The organism is Lacimicrobium alkaliphilum, from assembly GCF_002591895.1.
GTDB lineage: Bacteria > Pseudomonadota > Gammaproteobacteria > Enterobacterales > Alteromonadaceae > Lacimicrobium > Lacimicrobium alkaliphilum.
On sequence record NZ_NISX01000002.1, the window covers coordinates 231102 to 250036 of the forward strand.

The window sequence follows — 18935 nt, forward strand, 5'->3', positions numbered from 1 at the left end:
GTTCACTGCATAGTGTCAAAACAACTGGCATGCCCCCATACAATACACTAGGGGGTTTTCAGAGTTTCCTGATAAGGCGGCCAGCCCATAGGTTTACCGGCCAGAACGTGCAAATGAATATGATAAACAGTCTGACCGCCATAAGGATTACAATTCATCACGGCCCTGTAGCCCTCTTCTGCAAAACCCATTTCTTTTGCCAGTTTCGCAGCGACTAAATATAAGTGGCCTATCACTTCCCGGTCCTCTGGCTCGATATCATTGATCGTCGCAATTGGCTTTTTCGGAATCACCAGAAAATGTACCGGTGCCTGCGGGTTGATATCGGAAAAAGCCAGTGCCTGATCATCTTCGTAAAGAATATCTGCCGGAATTTCCCTGTTAATAATCTTGCTGAATAAGGTGTCGCTCATCCCAATCCCCTCTCATTCTTACAATAAAATCATCTTAAAATCAGAGTAACACAAAGCCCAGTAATACCAGACCCAGCACTAAACGGTAAATGACAAAAGGCAACATGCCCAAACGCCCTATCCAGGTCAGAAATAAGCTGATACAGATGTAGGCGCTGAAAAACGAAAATACCACTCCGTAAAACATGGCGCTCCAATCCACCCGCGTCTGAGCTTCCAGTAAATCCAGGGTAACCAATAAACCCGCACCCAATATGGTCGGAATAGACAACAGAAATGAGAAACGGGCAGCACTTTGTCTGTCGAGGCCGGCCATTAACCCCGCTGTCATGGTGATCCCTGAACGCGACGTACCGGGAACAATCGCCAATGCCTGCGCCAGACCGACAAATAACGCGCTTTTCCAGCTCAATTGATAAATATGCTTATTCTGTTTAGCCTTGACATCGGCGTACCAGAGCAATAAACCAAAGACCAGAGTCGTAATCGCAATAACCAGCGCCGAGCGGGCATACGTCTCTATCAGCCCCTTGGCCAGAAAGCCGGCGATCACTGCCGGGATGGTGGCCATAATCACCCACCAGGCGAGGCGACTATTGTCGGTTTGCTGGCCACTGATCAGAGACCCAGTCCAGGCGACGAGCATTGATGCAATATCACGCCGGAAATAAATCACCACTGCCAGCAAACTGCCCAGATGCACAGCCACATCAAAAGCCAGCCCCTGATTCTTCCACCCCAGCAAGGCCGAGGGCAAAATCAGGTGAGCAGAGCTCGAAATAGGTAAAAACTCGGTGATGCCCTGAATCAGGGCCAGAATAATGATTTCAATCAGGCTCATTGAGGCCTCCAGTTAAAAGGGATTTTCCACAGTTGTTGTTTGTTTTTATCAAATTCCCGCCACAACTGTGCATAGGTTTTATGCACGACAGGATGCTCTGATTCTCCGGCAACCTCAGCTAAGGGCCAGAGTACAAAGGCGTTATAAAGAATCTCACCGCGGGGCAATTGCACCAGCTCATCAGTGATGAGCTGGTCATAGAGCAACAAATCCAGGTCAAGGGTACGGGGTGAAAACTTTTTCCCCCCTCGCACCCTGCCGTTGTCGGTCTCTATTTTTTTCAGCAAGTGTGCCACTTCGGGAATGCTTCTGGTGGTTATGGCGCCAACAACCATGTTATAAAAAGCGCTACCGTCAAACCCTACCGCTTCGCTTTCGAACAAGCTGGAAAGTTTTAGCTGACCAAACGCATCAGACAAAGCCTGTAAACCTGCACGAGTATGTTGTTCTCTATCAATATTACTGCCAAGACTGATATATATCTGTGCCATCAGTGTTTTCGTCTGCTGAGCTGAATCGCCACATTCGCGGCATTTGGGAGAATATCGGGTTTACTCAGTTTAACTGTCGCCCCCTGCACGGCAAAATCTGTAAAAAGTGCTTCGAGCATTGCTCCGGCAAGAGCCTCCAATAAGAAGAACTGACTTTTTAGCGCGACCCGCTCCAATGTATCAGCAACGCTGGCATAATCGATCGTGTCACGGACGTCATCAGTGGCGGCCGCAGCAGCCAGATCCACCTCTAATGTCACATCCACCAACAGAGGGCGTCGGGCTGTTCTCTCCCAATCGTAAACACCAATGAGAGACTGAACCTGCAATCCTTCTATTATTACTTTATCCATTTAATACTCATAAATTCCAATGACACCAGCCTATGTTCAGCCTGTATTTTTTATCTCAGGTATGCTGACATTCTCCCCCTCATCATGGGAATGAGGTATTATGAGCAGCAAAGCATAACGCGGCAAATTCTAAGCTATGCGGCAATAAAGGGAAACCGTAGCCACTGCGTTTTTATGCCTAATTGGTATTCATGGAATAGTAATAATGACAGCTCTGACGCTTTTAATGATAGTTCTCGCCTACCTTGCAGGCTCAATATCCAGTGCCGTACTGGTAAGCCAGCTTTTTGGTTTGCCGGATCCCCGTACCCAAGGCTCCGGCAACCCCGGGGCAACCAATGTGTACCGCCTGGGTGGACGCATTGCGGCTATTCTGACTCTGCTGCTGGACGTATTGAAAGGTACAATACCTGTCTGGCTTAGCTACTTTCTGGGTATTGAAGCCATATTCCTCGGCCTGGTGGCCATTGCCGCCTGTCTTGGCCATATTTTCCCGCTTTATTTTGGGTTCAGGGGCGGTAAAGGAGTATCAACAGCATTGGGTGCTATGCTTCCTATTGGTCTGGATCTGTCAGGCCTGCTTGTTATCACCTGGGTCGTTACCGTATTTATCAGCGGGTTCTCATCCCTTGCTGCTCTGATTACCGTTACGCTGGCTCCTCTGTATACCTGGTTTATCAAACCTCAATACACGTTAGCAGTGGCCATGTTGTCAGTGTTGATTATCCTTCGTCACCGGAGCAATATTATCCGTCTGATAAAGGGCAAAGAAAGCCGCATATGGGATAAAGGCAAAGCCAACGAATAAAAACAGGATTAACCACAGAGATCACAGAGGGTACAAAGGGTCTGGCCCTTAAACTTCTCTGTGCCCTCCGTGCCTCTGTGGTTCATTTTATTGTCTTAAAGGTCATTGGAATTTAAACCGCGGGCAGGGATTCCAGTGGCCAGCGTGGTTTGGCCCGTGCATCCAGTCCTTCGTGCTGCCCCGCAAGCAGCCTTTGCATTCCGGCGTAGGCAATCATGGCACCATTGTCGGTGCAGAACTCTGCCCGGGGGTAAAAGACCTCTCCCTTTGATTTTTTCATCATTGACTCCAATTTTTGTCGTAGCGATATGTTGGCACTCACGCCACCGGCGATCACCAGACGATTCAGCCCTGTCTGTTCCAGTGCCCGGCGACACTTTATCGCCAGGGTTTCGACGACCGCCGTTTCAAATGCCAGCGCAATGTCAGCTTTGGTCTGGTTATCGTCACCCTGTTCGCGAATGGTATTGGCAGCAAAGGTTTTCAGGCCACTGAAGCTGAAATCCAGCCCTGGCCGGTCTGTCATCGGCCGCGGAAACCGAAATCTGTCGGGCGTACCTTGCTGCGCCAATTTTGCCAGTAAAGGGCCTCCCGGGTAATCCAGCCCCAGCAACTTGGCGGTCTTATCGAAAGCTTCTCCGGCTGCGTCATCCACCGACTCACCAAGCATTTCATAGCGCCCGATTCCTGCCACTTTTACCAGCATCGTATGGCCACCTGAGACCAGCAACGCCACGAATGGAAACGTCGGTGCGGGATCATCCAGCATCGGTGCCAGTAAGTGCCCCTCCATATGATGTACACCGACGGCAGGCACTTCCCAGGCATATGCCAGACTACGTCCGACAGAAGAGCCAACTAACAGCGCCCCCACCAATCCTGGTCCCTGAGTAAACGCAACACCATCTATATCACTGGCACGGGTATCAGCATCCTGCATGGCTTTAACTATCAGTGGAATCACTTTGCGAACATGATCCCGTGATGCCAGCTCTGGTACCACGCCGCCATAATCGGCATGAAGTTTTACCTGGCTGTACAATTCATGTGATAATAAGCCCTGTCTGTCATCGTATATGGCGATGCCGGTTTCATCACAGGATGTTTCAATCCCCAGTATTCGCATGCGCTTTACCCCAAGTGCTCTTTCCACTTAATTATGACTAGTTCAAGATGGCCGGATCTTACCCCCGACAGAGAAATTTCTCCATCACCCGAACAATTAAAACCCGCCGGGGCTTTACAAGTGCCACGGATATGATTAAAATTCCGCACCATTTTTAACCATGCCGGTTAATTTTCGAGCTGGTAATAAGCATTTATTTTTGAGGTGAGATTTTAATGCCAATTGTTAAAGTTAAAGAAAACGAGCCGTTTGATGTTGCTCTGCGTCGTTTCAAGCGTTCATGTGAAAAGGCAGGGGTATTGTCAGAGGTTCGTCGTCGTGAATTTTTCGAGAAGCCTACCTGGGAACGCAAGCGCAAGAAAGCTGCAGCTAAAAAGCGTCACCTGAAGAAACTGGCTCGCGAAAACGCACGTCGCATCAAGCTTTACTAAGATCTCACAAAAGGGCGCGGCATCGCGCCTTTTTTCTGCCCTGTGATAATCCGCTGTCAACATACTGAGCGTAGTTAGCCAAATATGTTGGCAGTGTGGTGAAAACAAGTGAATCCTTTGCAATGAGTTTAGTCGACACCCTTAAAGAGCATCAGAAACAAGCTATGCGAGACAAGGACAAATTGCGCCTTGGTACGATCCGCATGGCTCTGGCTGAAGTTAAACAACGGGAAATAGACGGTCAGACCGAATTAAACGAGGCTGAGGTGATTGCAATCCTGACTAAAATGGTCAAGCAACGCAAAGACGCTCAGCAACAGTTTGAACAGGCGGGACGTCAGGACCTCGCTGAGAAAGAAGCTGCTGAAATAGTCATTTTGCAGGACTTCTTGCCACAGCCTTTGTCAGAAAAAGAGTTGGACGATTTTATTGCACAAGCTCTGACTGAGACCGGCGCGACAGGTATGCAGGATATGGGCAAAGTCATGGGCTGGCTAAAGCCCAAAGTTCAGGGGCGCACCGATATGGGTCAGTTAAGTGGTCTTATCAAATCCCGGCTGACGTGAGAATATCTGCATCATTGTGGTTAATAGCCAGCCAGTGCTGGCTATGACATACTCCATATAAAGTTTATTAATCTCTTTTCGATAAAGCGGAGTAATGGATGGCAGGATTGATCCCCCGTGATTTTATCGACGATCTGCTGGCCCGCACGGATATCGTGGAACTGGTAGACAGCCGCGTAAGGTTGAAAAAAACCGGGCGTAACTATCAGGCCTGTTGTCCCTTTCACAACGAAAAAACCCCTTCCTTTACGGTCAGCCAGGACAAACAGTTTTATCATTGTTTCGGCTGTGGTGCTCATGGCAATGCCATTTCCTTTTTAATGGAATATGACCGTCTCGAATTTCCTGATGCCATCGAAGAACTGGCCCGCTATCAGGGCGTGGAAGTGCCAAGAGAACAAAGCCCGAACCCTCAGCAGAGCCAGCAAAATCGTCAGCAAAAAGAAGACGATTATGAATTGATGGAAAAAATTTCACGTTTTTTCTGCCACCAGCTTAAGCATCATGACGACGGGCCTAAAGCTGTGGAATATCTGAAACGACGGGGGCTCTCAGGAGAGGTGGTCAAATCATTCGGTATCGGCTACGCCCCCGACAGCTGGGACAGCTTACTCAGCCAGTTTGGTAACACCCCACAGCGGCGCAAGCAGATGCTGGATCTGCGCGTACTCAACGACAATGAGCAGGGCCGCACCTACGACTTTTTCCGCGATCGTATTATCTTTCCCATTCGTGACCGCCGCGGACGCGTTGTGGGTTTCGGTGGCCGGGTATTAGGTGATGGCACCCCCAAGTATCTGAACTCACCGGAAACACGTATCTACCATAAAGGCAGTGAACTATACGGTTATTATCAGGCACGACAGGCCCATCGCCGGTTAGACAGGCTGATGGTGGTGGAAGGCTATATGGATGTGGTGGCCCTGGCGCAATACGGTATCGACTATGCTGTCGCTGCGTTGGGTACCGCCACGACCGAAGAACAGGTTCAGCTGCTGTTTCGTGCTGCACCACAGATTATCTGCTGTTACGACGGTGATCGTGCCGGCCGTGATGCGGCCTGGCGGGCACTGGAGAATGCACTGGGGCATCTCAAGGATGGTGTGGAAATGCGTTTTCTGTTCTTGCCAGACGGTGAAGATCCGGATTCCATGGTGCGTGCTCAGGGCAAAGAAGCCTTTGAGCAACAGCTTGATCAGGCGGTACCGCTGTCGAAGTTTTTCTTTGACAACCTGCTCTCCCGACACCATGTTTCGAGCACCGAGGGCAAGGCTGCTCTGAAGGCCGAAGCCATGCCGCTTATTGAGAAAATTGCCGGTGAACATCAGCGCGCCATGCTTGAACAGGAACTGAGCCGGTTCACCGGTGAACAGACTCAGCATCAGCGCCGTACTGATATAAACCTGGCCAATCAGGAAAAAAGGGTTCACCAATCAGACTATCGTTCTCCGGGGAAAAGTAAACTTTCCCCTGTGCGTATTATGCTCAGATTGCTACTTGAACAACCGGCTATGGCGAAACAGTGTGGTGACGTAAACCCACAATTGCTGGATGGACTCGAGATACCGGGGCTGACATTGCTTAATGAAGTGTTTGAATATTGCCTGAACCATCCCCATAAACAAACTATGCAAGTGCTGGAATATTTCCGTCAGCATCCTCAGGCACTCAGTCTGTCAAAGGTGCTGGTGCTGGATTATCCGGTGGATGAAGAAAACAGGATAAAACTCTATCAGGACAGTTTTACTAAATTGTTAGATTGGTATTGCCATGATCGCATAGAGGCTTTGTTATCGAAATCACGGCTTGGCACCCTGACGCGGGAAGAGAAATTGGAACTTAATAACCTCATGAAATCAACCTGAATCGACCTCATCAGGTTCCATACTCTGGTTATTGACTAATAATCGGGCTAGCGGCCACTACGGTGGTTCTGCTATACTGGCTAATTCTCTGCGCGTCGGTTCAGAGCAGATTTAAACCCTTATTTGAGAAGTGGAAGGTATATGGCGTCGAACAAGCAGTCTCAGATTAAACTCCTCATCGCAAAAGGTAAAGAGCAAGGTTACCTGACCTTCTCTGAAGTCAATGACCACCTCCCACAGGATATTGTCGACTCGGATCAAATCGAAGACATTATCCGCATGATCAATGATATGGGAATTCAGGTGTTCGAGGCGGCCCCGGATTCCGATGAATTACTGATGCAGGAAACCACTGCCGATGAAGATGCAGCTGAAGCTGCTGCACAGGCATTGGCAACGGTTGAGAGCGAGATCGGCCGGACGACAGATCCGGTACGCATGTACATGCGTGAAATGGGTACGGTGGAATTATTGACCCGTGAAGGCGAAATCGATATTGCCAAGCGTATCGAAGAAGGCATTAATCAGGTTCAGTGCTCTGTGGCCGAATATCCTGAAGCGATCACCTACCTGCTGGATCAATGGGACCAGTATGAAGCCGAAGAAATTCGCCTTAGTGATATTGTTCTCGGCTTTATCGATCCCAACGAAACGGATGTCGCCCCTACGGCCACTCATGTCGGTTCAGAGTTGTCTGAAGAAGAACTCAAAGATGAAGACGATGATGAGGACGATGAAGACGACGAAGAAACCGATACCGGGGTCGATCCGGAACTGGCCCGTGAACGTTTTACCGCACTCAGAGAACAGTATTACAAGACCCGGGATGCCATTGCCAGCAAAGGCCGGGCACACAAGGTAGCCAAAGGCGAAATTACGAACTTAAGCGACATTTTTAAAGAGTTCCGTCTGGTACCCAAACAATTCGACCGTATGGTTAAGAATATGCGTGGCATGATGGACAGAGTGCGGGTGCAGGAACGCATCATCATGAAGCACTGTGTAATGCATGCCAAGATGCCCAAAAAGGACTTTATTCGTGCCTTCGCCGGTAACGAAACAGACAACACCTGGCTGGAAAAAGCACTGGCGTCCAGTAAGCCTTATGTACCCAAGTTACTCGAATATAAAGAGGAACTGGAGCGCAGCATCGGCAAAATGAATCAGGTGGAAGACGAAACAGGCCTGAGCATTGTTGATATAAAAGATATCAACCGGCGCATGAGCATCGGTGAAGCCAAGGCACGCCGTGCCAAGAAAGAAATGGTGGAAGCTAACCTGCGTCTGGTAATTTCCATCGCCAAAAAGTACACCAACCGGGGTCTGCAATTCCTCGACTTAATCCAGGAAGGCAACATCGGTCTGATGAAAGCCGTGGACAAGTTCGAATACCGCCGCGGTTATAAGTTCTCAACTTATGCTACCTGGTGGATCCGACAGGCGATCACCCGCTCAATCGCGGATCAGGCCCGTACCATACGGATCCCGGTGCATATGATTGAAACAATCAATAAGCTTAACCGGATCTCTCGTCAGATGCTCCAGGAGATGGGTCGCGAACCCTTACCTGAAGAACTGGCAGAGCGTATGTTGATGCCCGAAGACAAAATCCGCAAAGTGCTCAAAATCGCCAAAGAGCCGATTTCAATGGAGACCCCTATCGGTGATGATGAAGATTCTCACCTGGGTGACTTTATTGAAGACGGTACGATTATTCAGCCTCTGGACTCTGCGACATCGGGTAACCTGAAAAATGCCACTCAGGAAGTACTGGCAGGACTCACAGCCCGTGAAGCAAAAGTGCTGAGAATGCGTTTCGGTATCGACATGAATACCGATCACACGCTGGAAGAAGTAGGTAAGCAGTTTGATGTAACCCGTGAACGGATTCGTCAGATTGAAGCCAAGGCGCTGCGCAAATTACGCCACCCCAGCCGTTCGGAGCAATTACGCAGCTTCCTGGATGAGCAATAATTAATACTCCTGAAGGCGCCTGTTGGCGCCTTTACTTTATGAAAAAACGATCCGAGTAATGCAGTACAGTACCCCACAAGAACTACGGCAGCATTTTCGCCAACGGCGCCGCCAGCTCAGCCACCTGGAACAGCAACAAGCCAGTACTGCAGTGCTGGAACATTGCCACCAGCTACCGGAGTTCAGTCTGGCCGGGAATATTGCCTGTTATCTTGCGGAAGACGGTGAGTTGGATCCAACCCCCATTATCGACTATTGCTGGCAACAGAAAAAACATTTGTGTCTGCCAGTTCTGCACCCCTTTTGTAAAGGCCATCTGTTGTTTGTACGCTATGAGTCCAACACGCTGATGATCCCGAATCGCTTTAATATTTCAGAGCCGCAACTCGAATGTGCCCGCATCGTACCGCTGTCAGACCTGGATATTATTTTTACGCCGTTGGTGGCCTTCGATAGCCTGGGTCATCGAATGGGTATGGGCGGAGGCTTTTACGATCGCACCCTGGCCCCTTTATACCGGAACAGTCCTGAGCAACAGCACAAAAAGGTATCGGTTATTGGTCTGGCGCATGATTGCCAGCAGGCTGAAAAGCTGACCGCTCAGGCCTGGGATTTGCCGATGCAAAAGATTATTACACCATCTGCAGTTTATACTCCGGAACAACCACCTCAGAGGATCAAGCATGGATCAGAACACCCTTAAGCAAGCTGCAGCCATGGCTGCGTTAGATTATGTTCAGCAAGACAGCATTGTCGGTGTTGGTACCGGCTCAACGGTAGCCTTTTTTATTCAGGGTCTGGCGCCGATGCGGAACCGTATCCGTGGAGCAGTGTCCAGCTCTGAAGATTCTAGCGCCAAGCTAAAAGCTGCAGGCATTGAGGTGTTCGATCTGAATGCGGTGAATCAACTTGATATCTATGTAGACGGTGCCGATGAAATTACGTCTCATCGTCATATGATCAAAGGCGGTGGTGGCGCCCTGACCCGGGAAAAAATTATTGCTGCCGTGGCCAGTAAATTTATCTGCATCATAGATGAGACTAAGCAGGTAGACATACTGGGGGCGTTTCCATTGCCGGTAGAAGTCATTCCCATGGCACGTTCCTATGTGGCAAGGGAGTTGGTCAGACTTGGTGGCCAGCCAGTCTGGCGTGAAGGACTGGTCACCGATAACGGCAACCTTATTCTGGATGTCCACAACCTGAAGATCCTTAACCCCTGTGAACTGGAACGTCAGATCAATCAAATAGCCGGAGTGGTGTGTAATGGCTTATTTGCACAGCGCGGAGCCGATGTGGTGATAACAGGCACCGAGCAGGGTCCGCAGATCAGCGAATAAGGTTTTTTACCAATTATACGAAAGCAAAAATTTACCGCAGAGACGCAAAGAGCGCGGAGGTTTAACCCTTTGTATTCTCAGCGACCTTTGCGACTCCGCGGTGAGAAAGCTTTTTCGTGACTTTCATAGTCAGCGAGATGTACTGATCAAATAAAGCTTTTACCCTTATACTAAATCTGGTAATTTAGACGTCCAGACGCCCATATATAGATACGGGTATTATCCCTGTCAATTGCCATACGGAAACATTCATGAGCAAAGTGTCACTGCCAAAAGACAAGATCCGCATCCTGCTGCTGGAAGGGGTTCACCAGAGTGCGCTGGAAACCCTTAAAGCCAATGGTTATACCAATATTGAGTACCTGAAGACCTCACTACCCGAACCAGAATTGATCGAAAAGATTCGGGACGTGCATTTTGTTGGTGTGCGTTCACGTACTCAGATTACAGCCAGTGTCGTTGAAGCTGCTCAAAAACTGGTGGCCATCGGGTGTTTCTGTATTGGTACTAATCAGGTAGATTTAGGCGCCACCCGATTGCGCGGTATTCCGGTTTTCAATGCGCCCTTTTCCAATACCCGCTCGGTAGCCGAGCTGGTGCTGGGTGAAATCCTGTTGCTGCTACGCGGAATTCCTCAGAAAAATGCCAGAGCACACCGCGGTGAGTGGGACAAGAGTGCGTCAGGGTCTTACGAGGCCCGGGGCAAAACCCTGGGTATTATCGGCTATGGCCACATTGGTACCCAACTGGGCATTCTCGCAGAGCATCTTGGCATGCAGGTACAGTTTTACGATATTGAAGATAAACTGGTATTGGGTAATGCCAGACAGATTAAGAGCCTCAACCAATTGTTGAAGACCTCAGATGTCATCACCCTGCATGTACCGGAAACCCCACAGACGACGAATATGATTGGCCATGCTGAGCTGGATACGATGAAACATGGCGCCATTTTGATCAATGCGTCACGCGGCACGGTGGTCGACATTGATGCTCTGGCAGAAAATATTGGCAGTAAAAAACTGTCCGGTGCCGCCATCGACGTATTCCCGGTCGAACCGAAGTCCAATGATGAAGAGTTTGTTTCGCCACTACGGGAATTTGACAATGTTCTGCTGACCCCGCATGTGGGTGGCAGTACTCAGGAGGCCCAGGAGAACATAGGAATTGAGGTGGCAGGTAAACTGGCAAAATACAGCGATAATGGCTCCACCTTGTCTGCCGTCAATTTCCCTGAAGTTTCTCTGCCAGAACAGTACGGGCGCTCCAGGCTGCTGCATATTCACCGTAACATACCCGGCGTGCTGACCCAGATTAACCAGGCATTTGCAGAAATGCACATTAATATTGCCGCGCAGTATCTGCAAACCTCAACTGAGATTGGCTATGTGGTCATTGATGTTGACTCAGAAGATGCTGATGAAGCCTTCCAGCGTTTGCTAAGCATTGACGGAACCATTAAGACCCGCATCCTGCATTGATCGCCCAAGGGGCCTCTGGCCCCTTTACCGATCCGACAATACCGGTATAGTAGAGGTCTGACTGTGCTATCGGTAATGCAATGATTCTTCGCTATGCTGTTTTTGTCTGCTGTCTGCTCTGCCTGCCTGTGCAGGGAATGGAAGTCCGGGTGTCGGTGCAGACCGATGATGCCAGGCCCGTGCCCGGTGCCGTCGCATATCTCACCTCAGAGCAGCCGCTGCCGCAGGTGAACGAAGGCGCGGTGGCAGAGATGGATCAGATCAATAAACAATTCTCTCCGCATATCCTGGTAGTACAAAAAGGTACCCAGATTAGTTTTCCTAATTCTGACTCCATACAGCATCATGTTTACTCGTTTTCTCCCGCCAAAACTTTCCAGTTGCAGTTATATAAAGACAATAACCCGGACCCTCTGCCTTTCGACGGAACAGGCAAAGTGGAGCTGGGCTGTAACGTGCATGACTGGATGTTGGGCTATATTTATGTGGTGGATACGCCCTACTTCGGGCAGACCGACAAACGGGGGCTACTGGCTCTGAATGTGCCGGCCGGCAACTACAAGCTGCATATTCGTCACCCCAGAATTCAGGATCAGCCCGATAAGCTGGACACAGAAGTGACTGTGTCTGCTGCTCAAAACCTCGTCGTCCGCCTGGAACAACCTCTGTTGCCGGGACTGGAAGACTTTGAAGAAGATACTGATGAATTTATTGGCTATGAGTAGTACGCCAGTGATCTCATACAGGCCACCTGATTGTCGCCATCCCCTGCTAACGTGGAAACCATGACACACTCTCTGCTCTCGAAGCTCTCCAGCCGCTCTTTACGCAGTCGCATGCTGATGGTATTCCTGTTGTTGTTGGCGCTAATTGTTGTGGTGACACTGGTTACTGTGCAAAAAGCTACGTATCAGCATAGCACCGGTCAGGTAAGAGACCACGCCAAAACCTCGGCGATTGTTGTCAAAGATAAAATCCGTAATCGCTCAAATCAGTTAGCCTCGGCTCTGGCAACGCTGGCCAAGGACTTTAATACTAAACAACTTATCGCGGGCGGCAGACAGGATCAGGAATCTCTCCTGTCAGCCCTCAAGAACCATCAACGCAGAATCGACGCCGATCTCAGTTGGGTACTGGACGAGAACCATCAGCTGCTTACTGTCACAACAAATATCTCTACACCAATGCCGGAAATCGATTTTCCAAAAAAAACCGGGATAACCTGGCAGGACATCGCTGGCCGTTATTATCTTCTCGAAGCCGTGCCCGTCAGATTTGTCGAGTCTTCCCCTAAGGTTAATGCCTGGCTCATCGCTGCGGTTGACGTGCAGAGACTAATCACACAAGAGCTGATCACATTAACGGATATGCAGGTCAGCATTTTCTCACCTGCTCCCGAAGGCAAACTGATTGCGTCAACGTTTGCTTCGCCCGTTGCGAATGTTTTGCAAAAAGGTCCGTTGACCTGGACAGAAGAGCTGCAACAAATCTGGCTGCCTGCAGAAGGCCAGAGCCGCGAGTATATTTATGCCTCGGCCGACATTGGTAACAGTCCTGATGGGCCACTGAAGTTGTTGTTTGCCACCATTGCCGACAAAGCATATCTGTCTTATAACAGCCTGATCGGACAGCTGATACTGATCCTTGTTATTGCGGCCTTACTGGCTCTCACCGCTGCGGTAATAATATCCAATGGCATTACCCGGCCACTAACCCGGCTGGTCAATGTCACCAATAAAATCCGCAAGGGACAGTACGTCGAAGAGGTTCCCAAATCCACAACCCTGGAAATCTCTTCCTTATCAACAGCCATTGACGAAATGCAACAGGGGATTAAACAGCGGGAGCTGGAAATACAGCAAATGGCGTACTTTGATGCCCTCACCGGTCTGCCCAACCGCAATCAGTTTAACAACCAGTTACAGCAAGCCCTGACACAACATCGCCCCGTTGTAGTCCTGATGATGGATGTAGACAGGTTCAAGGACATTAATGACACCCTGGGACATGGTATTGGCGACCAGTTACTGGTGAAAATTGCCTCGAGGCTGTCAGATATTGAAGTGGATAATTTATTCGTGGCCAGGCTGGGCGGTGATGAGTTTGGCCTGATTTGGTTTGGTGACAATTCCAGCACGCCCAAAAGACTGGCCAGTCAGGTGGTTGATGTATTTAAAACACCCTTTGATATAGAGCAGTTGCGGCTGGATCTCGATCTCAGTATCGGCGTAGCCATCTATCCTGATCACGGTGATAACCCCAGCACTCTGATTCAGTGTGCAGATATCGCGATGTACAGTTGTAAAGGTCATCATCGCGCCTTTGCTATATACCGACCGGAACTGAACAAGTATTCCCTGCAGCGACTGAGCCTGATGTCCGAATTACGTTCTGCGTTAGCTGAGGGGCAATTAAAGCTCTATTATCAGCCAAAACTGATGTTGGCTGATGGTCAGGTCAGCGGTGCCGAATGCCTGATACGCTGGATCCACCCGGTACACGGTTTTATTCCACCGGACCAGTTTATTCCTCTGGCCGAGCAAACGGGCGCCATACGTGATGTAACGCGCTGGGCCCTGAAAGAGGCAATGCATCAGCAGCAAAAATGGTCTCAGGCCGGACTGAGTCTGAATATGGCGGTCAATATCTCACCACTGGATCTGGTGGATATGCAGTTACCCGACATCGTTGCCGACCTGTTTTCTCAGTACAATGGCAATCAGGGAGGGTTAACCCTGGAAGTCACAGAAAGTGCGGTAATGAGTGATCCGGATATGGCTATCCGGGCATTGGAGAAACTGAAATCTATGGGCGTTATCCTGTCCATTGACGATTTTGGTACCGGTTATTCTTCAATGGCTCAACTGAAGAAAATGCCCGTACATGAACTTAAGATCGACAAAGCCTTTGTGCTCGATCTGGCCACCAACAGTGAAGACCAGATTATGGTTAATACACTGCTTGGTCTGGCAAGACACCTTGGCCTTAAAACCGTAGCCGAAGGGGTAGAAGATGCCAGTAGTCTGGCGTTTCTGAAGCGGGCTGGTTGTCATAAAGCACAGGGTTTTTATATGAGCAAACCACTGCCCGCAGCAGATTTTGATATGTGGCTAAAAAACTATCCAGAGTCGTCTTCATGATTATTTTTTTGTTGGTACTACTAAGCGGCTTGTACAGCATTGCAGGCTATAGCGCTGAGATATCCGGTCTGATTCAGGTCAATGCCATTCATGCTGATAATCAACCCAGCTGGCAACAGCAAGGTACCGGCATTCTCAGGTACGACCAGCAGTAAAGCCTGGCGGTGCTTGAGTTCAGATGGAACCCGATCAGATCCGGCTTTTGTCATTAGCCCGATCCTGATATAACTTAATGCTGATACTGGTCAGATTGCTGATATTAAAAATACTCCCAAATACACTGCCTACCGATACGGCATAAGCCAGTCCCAGGCCTTCAGCCAGAATAAACCACTGCCGGATATGATGCGTCCTCTGCAGTAAGATCGAACCCAAAACAAAGATAATCGCCGAAGCGTAAGCCAGTATGATTCTCCAGTCATGCTGCAATACCCACCATTCATAGGCAAAAAACAACAGATGTATGACAACAAAAACAACCACCAGCATCAGTGAACGATGCCACAGGGCAATAATATTTCGCAATGATGCGAGTGAGCAACCAACACCCGCTGCCATTGCGCCAAGCAAAAAGAAATGCGTACTCAGACACGCCAGCCCCAGTGCGGAGATAAGCCGGTAATGGTTGACCCGGTTCTGGCGATATCCGATAAAGTTTATAATCAGTGCAAGTGCCCCGAATGCTTCAGCCACCAGCGATTCTGAGAACATGATTCAGCAGAAGGCTTTAACGATATGTTCCACAGCCGCGTGCTCGCCACAAAGATGCAGATTGTCTCTGACCACATCGGCCGGGTATCCAAAAAGACCAAACTTGTTACCGGTGCTATGACTGATGATTACCGCATATTGCGGCGCTTGTTGTGATTTACCCGGAAAAGGATCCAGTACCGGGATCTCGTAAGGATCGATCTGAATAATACCTATGCGTCGCCCCTGATGATAATAGTCACGGGAGAATACGGGCTGGCAGAGAATGGCATACACTGCAAATCTGGGGACCTGCACACATCGTCCACGCCACTCAAATTCAACCAGCTGCAACGTATCAACCAGCGGAGCAATAACTTCAGGCAAACGGGTTGTCGGCATAGTATTTCTCCCTTCGGTTAACCTTGACTATAGCAGTTAACGCGCCGGGATGTTTACCCAACACTGACATTCAGAAATTAACATAAAACGCCTGACACAGCTTCTGATAGGCCTGTGTGTAGTGTCCGGCCTGTTGCTGAATAACTATTGTCTCATTTTTAACCTGTGAACAAGCCGTTAAGGCTAACTCGAGCATCACTCTGCTCACGGATTTATCAGTTTGCGTGCGCACCTCCATGCGCCTGTGCAAATGTAACCCGGCATTTTCAGCTTCAGTCACAAAGGCAGCCACTGCCTGTTGCGGAAGAATACAGCAGAAACGTCCATTATCCGCCAGCAACTGAGCCGTAACGGTAGCCAGGATGTGGTGAGACAAATCTGTTGTCAGCCTGGCTGCCTGTCGGGCAGGATCCATGCTGTGCTGGTGCGGAAAATAGGGAGGATTACTGATAATCAGATCATATTCCGGCTTTCGCGTTAACTCCTGTAATGCGACTCTCCGAAAACTGATTTTATCAGGCCAGGGACCGTTTCGTGCATTTTCCCGGGCCTGAGATATCGCCTGTGGATCCACGTCAATACCCAGTATATTGCTCTGCGGCGCACTGCTTTGAGCCATCATCAGCGCCAGCAGACCACTGCCAGTGCCTATATCCAGAATTCGTAAAGCCGGCCCGGGATTCACCCAACTACCTAGCATGATGCTGTCAGTTCCCACTTTCATCCCGCAGCGGTCATGACCCACATAAAACTGTTTGAGTTGAAAGCCCTGTGCACGGCCGGGGGCAGGTGATTTAATCAAACTGTTGCAACTCCATCATCCGCTTTGCAACCTCAGTGGCTGAAACAGGACGATATTTGCTCCAGCGCCCGATTAACAAAGGCGATAACCATCGCATCAGACGAATGCCCCATTGCTCCGCAGGTCGCGAGCTTTTCCTGTTTCCCAATAACAATGATGGCCTTACTGCAGAGGCGCCTTTGATACCAGGGATACGGAATATGGCATTTTCCAGCTCACCTTTTGTACGTAAATAAAAGCTGCGACTTCTGGCATCCGCACCCACAGAAGATATCCACACCAGACTTGTTACCTGCTGACTACGGGCAAGCTGGGCTGCAATATGCACATATTCAAAATCCACCTTGCGAAACGCCTCTTTACTGCCGGCAGATTTCAGCGTAGTGCCGAGACAGATATACAGGTGATCAACCCGAAAATACCCCTCATAGGCCTGCAGATTATCAAACTCAATGACCACGGGATGATGCTTACTGCTGCAACTTGCCATCGGCCTGCGAACCAGGCAGGTCACACTGGTATAACGCGGGTCATTGAGCAACCTGGTGGTCAGTGTCTGCCCCACCAGTCCACTGGCACCGAGAATCAGAGCAGAATATCCCCCAGAGTCTGAAGGCACCTTACTGGCGATACTCTGTTTGCTCATTGCCTGACCGATGGTTGTACGGAAACAGAAGACCATTGCACGTGCACAAACTCGGCAAGCTGGTCGATTTTCATCGGTCTGGCGGTCAAATATCCCTGAACTTCATGACAACCACATAATTTAATCTGATCGAGCTGAGCCTGGGTTTCGACACCTTCGGCAACCACGCTAATATCAAGGACTCTGGCCATGGTCGTAACCGCCTCGACGATAGCCCGGACACGCGGCTGTTCGAGCAAATCATTAACAAAATCCCGGTCGATTTTTATTTCGTCAATAGGTAAATTCTTCAGCATAGCGAGTGAAGAGTATCCGGTACCGAAATCATCAATAGAAAACTTAAGCCCCTGCTCTCTCAGTCTGGTCAGCAGCCGCACACTGGCAGATAAATCAGATAACGCCGCCGTTTCTGTGATTTCCAGCTGTAAATAGGGGTAGAGCTGAGGTGACTGGTGAAGCAACGTCAGTAAATCGGCCATCAGCTTTTCACTATTAAATTCCTGGGCGGAGATATTGACTGATACACGCTTAATACTCTTACCCAGGAACCCCGACTCTGACAGCTCTTTATTAGCCTGGCGGACAACAAAAGCGGTGATACCGGAAATCAGATTATTACGTTCGGCCAGGGGGATAAATACATCAGGCCCAATGAAGCCACGCTTTGGACATTGCCAGCGCACCAGCACCTCGCAGCCGGTAAGGCCCCCATCCAACACCGAAAACTGGGGCTGATAAACCAGAGAGAGCTTTTCATGAACAATCGCATCGCGCAAATCCTTAAGCAAAGCCTGGCGCTCCTGTTCAGACTGTGACAATGCCTGATTAAACTGGCGAATCATGCCCTGACCATTTCGCTTCGCTTCCTTAAGCGCACTTTGAGCCGCAAACAGCAATTCCTGAGCACTTTTTCCGTCACGAGGAAATATTGCCATACCCACACTGCAACTGAGCTTCAGTCCAAACTCCCTTACAACATCGGCGAACAACTGGTTCAGTTTCACGGCCTGTTGCTCGATATCCGGTTGCGAGCGGGTCACTAATATAGCCACCGCAAACTGATCAGTACCCAACCGGGCAATAAGATCTTCAGCGTGATAATGGCCTTTTAATCTTGCCGCCAGCCGGCGCAACATCGCATCGCCACCCGCATACCCCAGGCGACGATTGGCATCTTTAAAACTATCAATATCCAGACAAACCAGCATCACTTGTCTCTCGTTCTTGTGGCAACTGCTCAGCAGGTCATGCAGGTAACGGGTAAAGAGAAAGGGACGGAACAACCCGGTAAGAGGATCGCGCTGGTTGAGCTGTTCGATATAAGAGAGTGATCTGGCAATCAGCACAAATAACAATAAACCCGTCAACCCCACATAAAACCAGCCCTTAAAGGTCTGCAATGTGTTAATCAACTCAGGATCCGTGATCGTACGCTCCAAAGCTAAGTCGGAAAGCAGGATCCAGGCAGCACCTATTGCCATGTAGATGATTGCTATCACAGAAGCGAGACGAGTAGATCTTTTCATTGTATATCCTTGTTCAGGACAGCTTTTAGCGCACCGCCCT

The 18935-nt window shown here is 49.5% G+C and carries 21 protein-coding genes; 11 read left to right on the forward strand and 10 right to left on the reverse strand.

Translation table 11 applies throughout. From position 1 onward, the window contains the following. Nucleotides 1-47 precede the first annotated feature (47 nt). Genes CDA54_RS02960 through folB form a run of 4 tightly spaced genes read right to left on the reverse strand, consistent with a single transcriptional unit; the run spans nt 48 to nt 2098 of the window. Nucleotides 48-413, reverse strand: coding sequence for a histidine triad nucleotide-binding protein (locus CDA54_RS02960; protein ID WP_099033510.1), 366 nt, complete (start codon nt 411-413; stop codon nt 48-50). A gap of 40 nt (nt 414-453) precedes the next feature. Continuing rightward, nucleotides 454-1254: an undecaprenyl-diphosphate phosphatase gene (locus tag CDA54_RS02965; protein WP_099033511.1), complete on the reverse strand. Its 801-nt coding sequence runs from the start codon at nt 1252-1254 to the stop codon at nt 454-456. Beyond that, complete coding sequence (gene folK / locus CDA54_RS02970) at nt 1251-1745, reverse strand: 2-amino-4-hydroxy-6-hydroxymethyldihydropteridine diphosphokinase (RefSeq protein WP_099033512.1); 495 nt, start codon at nt 1743-1745, stop codon at nt 1251-1253. Before folK ends, CDA54_RS02965 begins: the two co-directional genes overlap by 4 nt. Then, a complete protein-coding gene (gene folB / locus CDA54_RS02975) occupies nt 1745-2098 on the reverse strand; it encodes a dihydroneopterin aldolase (RefSeq protein ID WP_099033513.1) in 354 nt (117 codons plus the stop codon). Before folB ends, folK begins: the two co-directional genes overlap by 1 nt. Nucleotides 2099-2303: 205 nt before the next feature. Here folB and plsY point away from each other — a divergent pair, with 205 nt between their 5' ends. Further along, on the forward strand, nt 2304-2906 hold the full coding sequence (gene plsY / locus CDA54_RS02980) for a glycerol-3-phosphate 1-O-acyltransferase PlsY (RefSeq protein WP_099033514.1): 603 nt from the start codon (nt 2304-2306) through the stop codon (nt 2904-2906). Nucleotides 2907-3018: 112 nt separating this feature from the next. Here plsY and tsaD read toward each other — a convergent pair whose 3' ends face one another. Beyond that, nucleotides 3019-4032, reverse strand: coding sequence for a tRNA (adenosine(37)-N6)-threonylcarbamoyltransferase complex transferase subunit TsaD (gene tsaD, locus CDA54_RS02985; RefSeq protein WP_099033515.1), 1014 nt, complete (start codon nt 4030-4032; stop codon nt 3019-3021). Between the two features lie 215 nt (nt 4033-4247). On the opposite strand from tsaD, the gene rpsU reads away from it, so the two are divergent. The 10 genes from rpsU (at nt 4248) to CDA54_RS19535 (ending at nt 14984) form a co-directional block, all read left to right on the forward strand. After that, nucleotides 4248-4463 (forward strand): 30S ribosomal protein S21, encoded by a 216-nt coding sequence (gene rpsU / locus CDA54_RS02990; protein WP_062481949.1) that lies wholly within the window; start codon nt 4248-4250, stop codon nt 4461-4463. 122 nt (nt 4464-4585) lie between these two features. Next, nucleotides 4586-5029 (forward strand): GatB/YqeY domain-containing protein, encoded by a 444-nt coding sequence (locus CDA54_RS02995; protein ID WP_099033516.1) that lies wholly within the window; start codon nt 4586-4588, stop codon nt 5027-5029. Nucleotides 5030-5127: 98 nt separating this feature from the next. Next, the gene (gene dnaG / locus CDA54_RS03000) at nt 5128-6894 is read left to right on the forward strand and encodes a DNA primase (RefSeq protein WP_099033517.1); all 1767 of its coding nucleotides are present in this window, start codon (nt 5128-5130) and stop codon (nt 6892-6894) included. Nucleotides 6895-7035: 141 nt separating this feature from the next. Beyond that, on the forward strand, nt 7036-8868 hold the full coding sequence (rpoD, locus tag CDA54_RS03005) for an RNA polymerase sigma factor RpoD (RefSeq protein ID WP_099033518.1): 1833 nt from the start codon (nt 7036-7038) through the stop codon (nt 8866-8868). A gap of 58 nt (nt 8869-8926) precedes the next feature. Further along, a complete protein-coding gene (locus CDA54_RS03010) occupies nt 8927-9571 on the forward strand; it encodes a 5-formyltetrahydrofolate cyclo-ligase (RefSeq protein ID WP_099033616.1) in 645 nt (214 codons plus the stop codon). Next, nucleotides 9552-10208: a ribose-5-phosphate isomerase RpiA gene (gene rpiA / locus CDA54_RS03015; protein ID WP_099033519.1), complete on the forward strand. Its 657-nt coding sequence runs from the start codon at nt 9552-9554 to the stop codon at nt 10206-10208. The genes CDA54_RS03010 and rpiA overlap by 20 nt, the downstream gene beginning before the upstream one ends. A gap of 251 nt (nt 10209-10459) precedes the next feature. Beyond that, on the forward strand, nt 10460-11689 hold the full coding sequence (gene serA, locus CDA54_RS03020) for a phosphoglycerate dehydrogenase (protein ID WP_099033520.1): 1230 nt from the start codon (nt 10460-10462) through the stop codon (nt 11687-11689). 80 nt (nt 11690-11769) lie between these two features. After that, nucleotides 11770-12414: a methylamine utilization protein gene (locus CDA54_RS03025; protein WP_229748022.1), complete on the forward strand. Its 645-nt coding sequence runs from the start codon at nt 11770-11772 to the stop codon at nt 12412-12414. Nucleotides 12415-12444: 30 nt separating this feature from the next. Beyond that, complete coding sequence (locus CDA54_RS03030; protein WP_229748023.1) at nt 12445-14829, forward strand: bifunctional diguanylate cyclase/phosphodiesterase; 2385 nt, start codon at nt 12445-12447, stop codon at nt 14827-14829. Then, nucleotides 14826-14984 (forward strand): hypothetical protein, encoded by a 159-nt coding sequence (locus CDA54_RS19535; protein ID WP_180237098.1) that lies wholly within the window; start codon nt 14826-14828, stop codon nt 14982-14984. The genes CDA54_RS03030 and CDA54_RS19535 overlap by 4 nt, the downstream gene beginning before the upstream one ends. Before the next feature lie 34 nt (nt 14985-15018). Here the strand turns inward: CDA54_RS19535 and CDA54_RS03040 are convergent, their stop codons facing one another. From CDA54_RS03040 to CDA54_RS03060, 5 genes are all read right to left on the reverse strand, one after another. Next, a complete protein-coding gene (locus CDA54_RS03040) occupies nt 15019-15522 on the reverse strand; it encodes a YgjV family protein (protein WP_308427840.1) in 504 nt (167 codons plus the stop codon). A 21-nt stretch (nt 15523-15543) separates the two neighbouring features. Further along, entirely contained in the window at nt 15544-15921 is a 378-nt protein-coding gene (locus tag CDA54_RS03045) for a hypothetical protein (protein WP_099033524.1), read from the reverse strand. Between the two features lie 70 nt (nt 15922-15991). Further along, on the reverse strand, nt 15992-16723 hold the full coding sequence (locus CDA54_RS03050; RefSeq protein WP_099033525.1) for a tRNA1(Val) (adenine(37)-N6)-methyltransferase: 732 nt from the start codon (nt 16721-16723) through the stop codon (nt 15992-15994). Further along, nucleotides 16716-17369: an NAD-dependent epimerase/dehydratase family protein gene (locus CDA54_RS03055; protein WP_099033526.1), complete on the reverse strand. Its 654-nt coding sequence runs from the start codon at nt 17367-17369 to the stop codon at nt 16716-16718. Before CDA54_RS03055 ends, CDA54_RS03050 begins: the two co-directional genes overlap by 8 nt. After that, nucleotides 17366-18895, reverse strand: coding sequence for a putative bifunctional diguanylate cyclase/phosphodiesterase (locus CDA54_RS03060; RefSeq protein WP_099033527.1), 1530 nt, complete (start codon nt 18893-18895; stop codon nt 17366-17368). The genes CDA54_RS03055 and CDA54_RS03060 overlap by 4 nt, the downstream gene beginning before the upstream one ends. Nucleotides 18896-18935: the final 40 nt, after the last annotated feature.

Coding starts and splice junctions, on each gene's coding strand:
- CDA54_RS03045 (WP_099033524.1), bottom strand. CDS start 15,921: ATGCCGACAACCCGTTTGCCTGAAGTTATTGCTCCGCTGGTTGATACG.
- CDA54_RS03055 (WP_099033526.1), bottom strand. CDS start 17,369: ATGAGCAAACAGAGTATCGCCAGTAAGGTGCCTTCAGACTCTGGGGGA.
- dnaG (WP_099033517.1), top strand. CDS start 5,128: ATGGCAGGATTGATCCCCCGTGATTTTATCGACGATCTGCTGGCCCGC.
- CDA54_RS02995 (WP_099033516.1), top strand. CDS start 4,586: ATGAGTTTAGTCGACACCCTTAAAGAGCATCAGAAACAAGCTATGCGA.
- folK (WP_099033512.1), bottom strand. CDS start 1,745: ATGGCACAGATATATATCAGTCTTGGCAGTAATATTGATAGAGAACAA.
- CDA54_RS02965 (WP_099033511.1), bottom strand. CDS start 1,254: ATGAGCCTGATTGAAATCATTATTCTGGCCCTGATTCAGGGCATCACC.
- rpsU (WP_062481949.1), top strand. CDS start 4,248: ATGCCAATTGTTAAAGTTAAAGAAAACGAGCCGTTTGATGTTGCTCTG.
- rpiA (WP_099033519.1), top strand. CDS start 9,552: ATGGATCAGAACACCCTTAAGCAAGCTGCAGCCATGGCTGCGTTAGAT.
- plsY (WP_099033514.1), top strand. CDS start 2,304: ATGACAGCTCTGACGCTTTTAATGATAGTTCTCGCCTACCTTGCAGGC.
- rpoD (WP_099033518.1), top strand. CDS start 7,036: ATGGCGTCGAACAAGCAGTCTCAGATTAAACTCCTCATCGCAAAAGGT.
- folB (WP_099033513.1), bottom strand. CDS start 2,098: ATGGATAAAGTAATAATAGAAGGATTGCAGGTTCAGTCTCTCATTGGT.
- CDA54_RS03060 (WP_099033527.1), bottom strand. CDS start 18,895: ATGAAAAGATCTACTCGTCTCGCTTCTGTGATAGCAATCATCTACATG.
- CDA54_RS02960 (WP_099033510.1), bottom strand. CDS start 413: ATGAGCGACACCTTATTCAGCAAGATTATTAACAGGGAAATTCCGGCA.
- CDA54_RS03010 (WP_099033616.1), top strand. CDS start 8,927: ATGCAGTACAGTACCCCACAAGAACTACGGCAGCATTTTCGCCAACGG.
- CDA54_RS03025 (WP_229748022.1), top strand. CDS start 11,770: ATGATTCTTCGCTATGCTGTTTTTGTCTGCTGTCTGCTCTGCCTGCCT.
- tsaD (WP_099033515.1), bottom strand. CDS start 4,032: ATGCGAATACTGGGGATTGAAACATCCTGTGATGAAACCGGCATCGCC.
- CDA54_RS19535 (WP_180237098.1), top strand. CDS start 14,826: ATGATTATTTTTTTGTTGGTACTACTAAGCGGCTTGTACAGCATTGCA.
- serA (WP_099033520.1), top strand. CDS start 10,460: ATGAGCAAAGTGTCACTGCCAAAAGACAAGATCCGCATCCTGCTGCTG.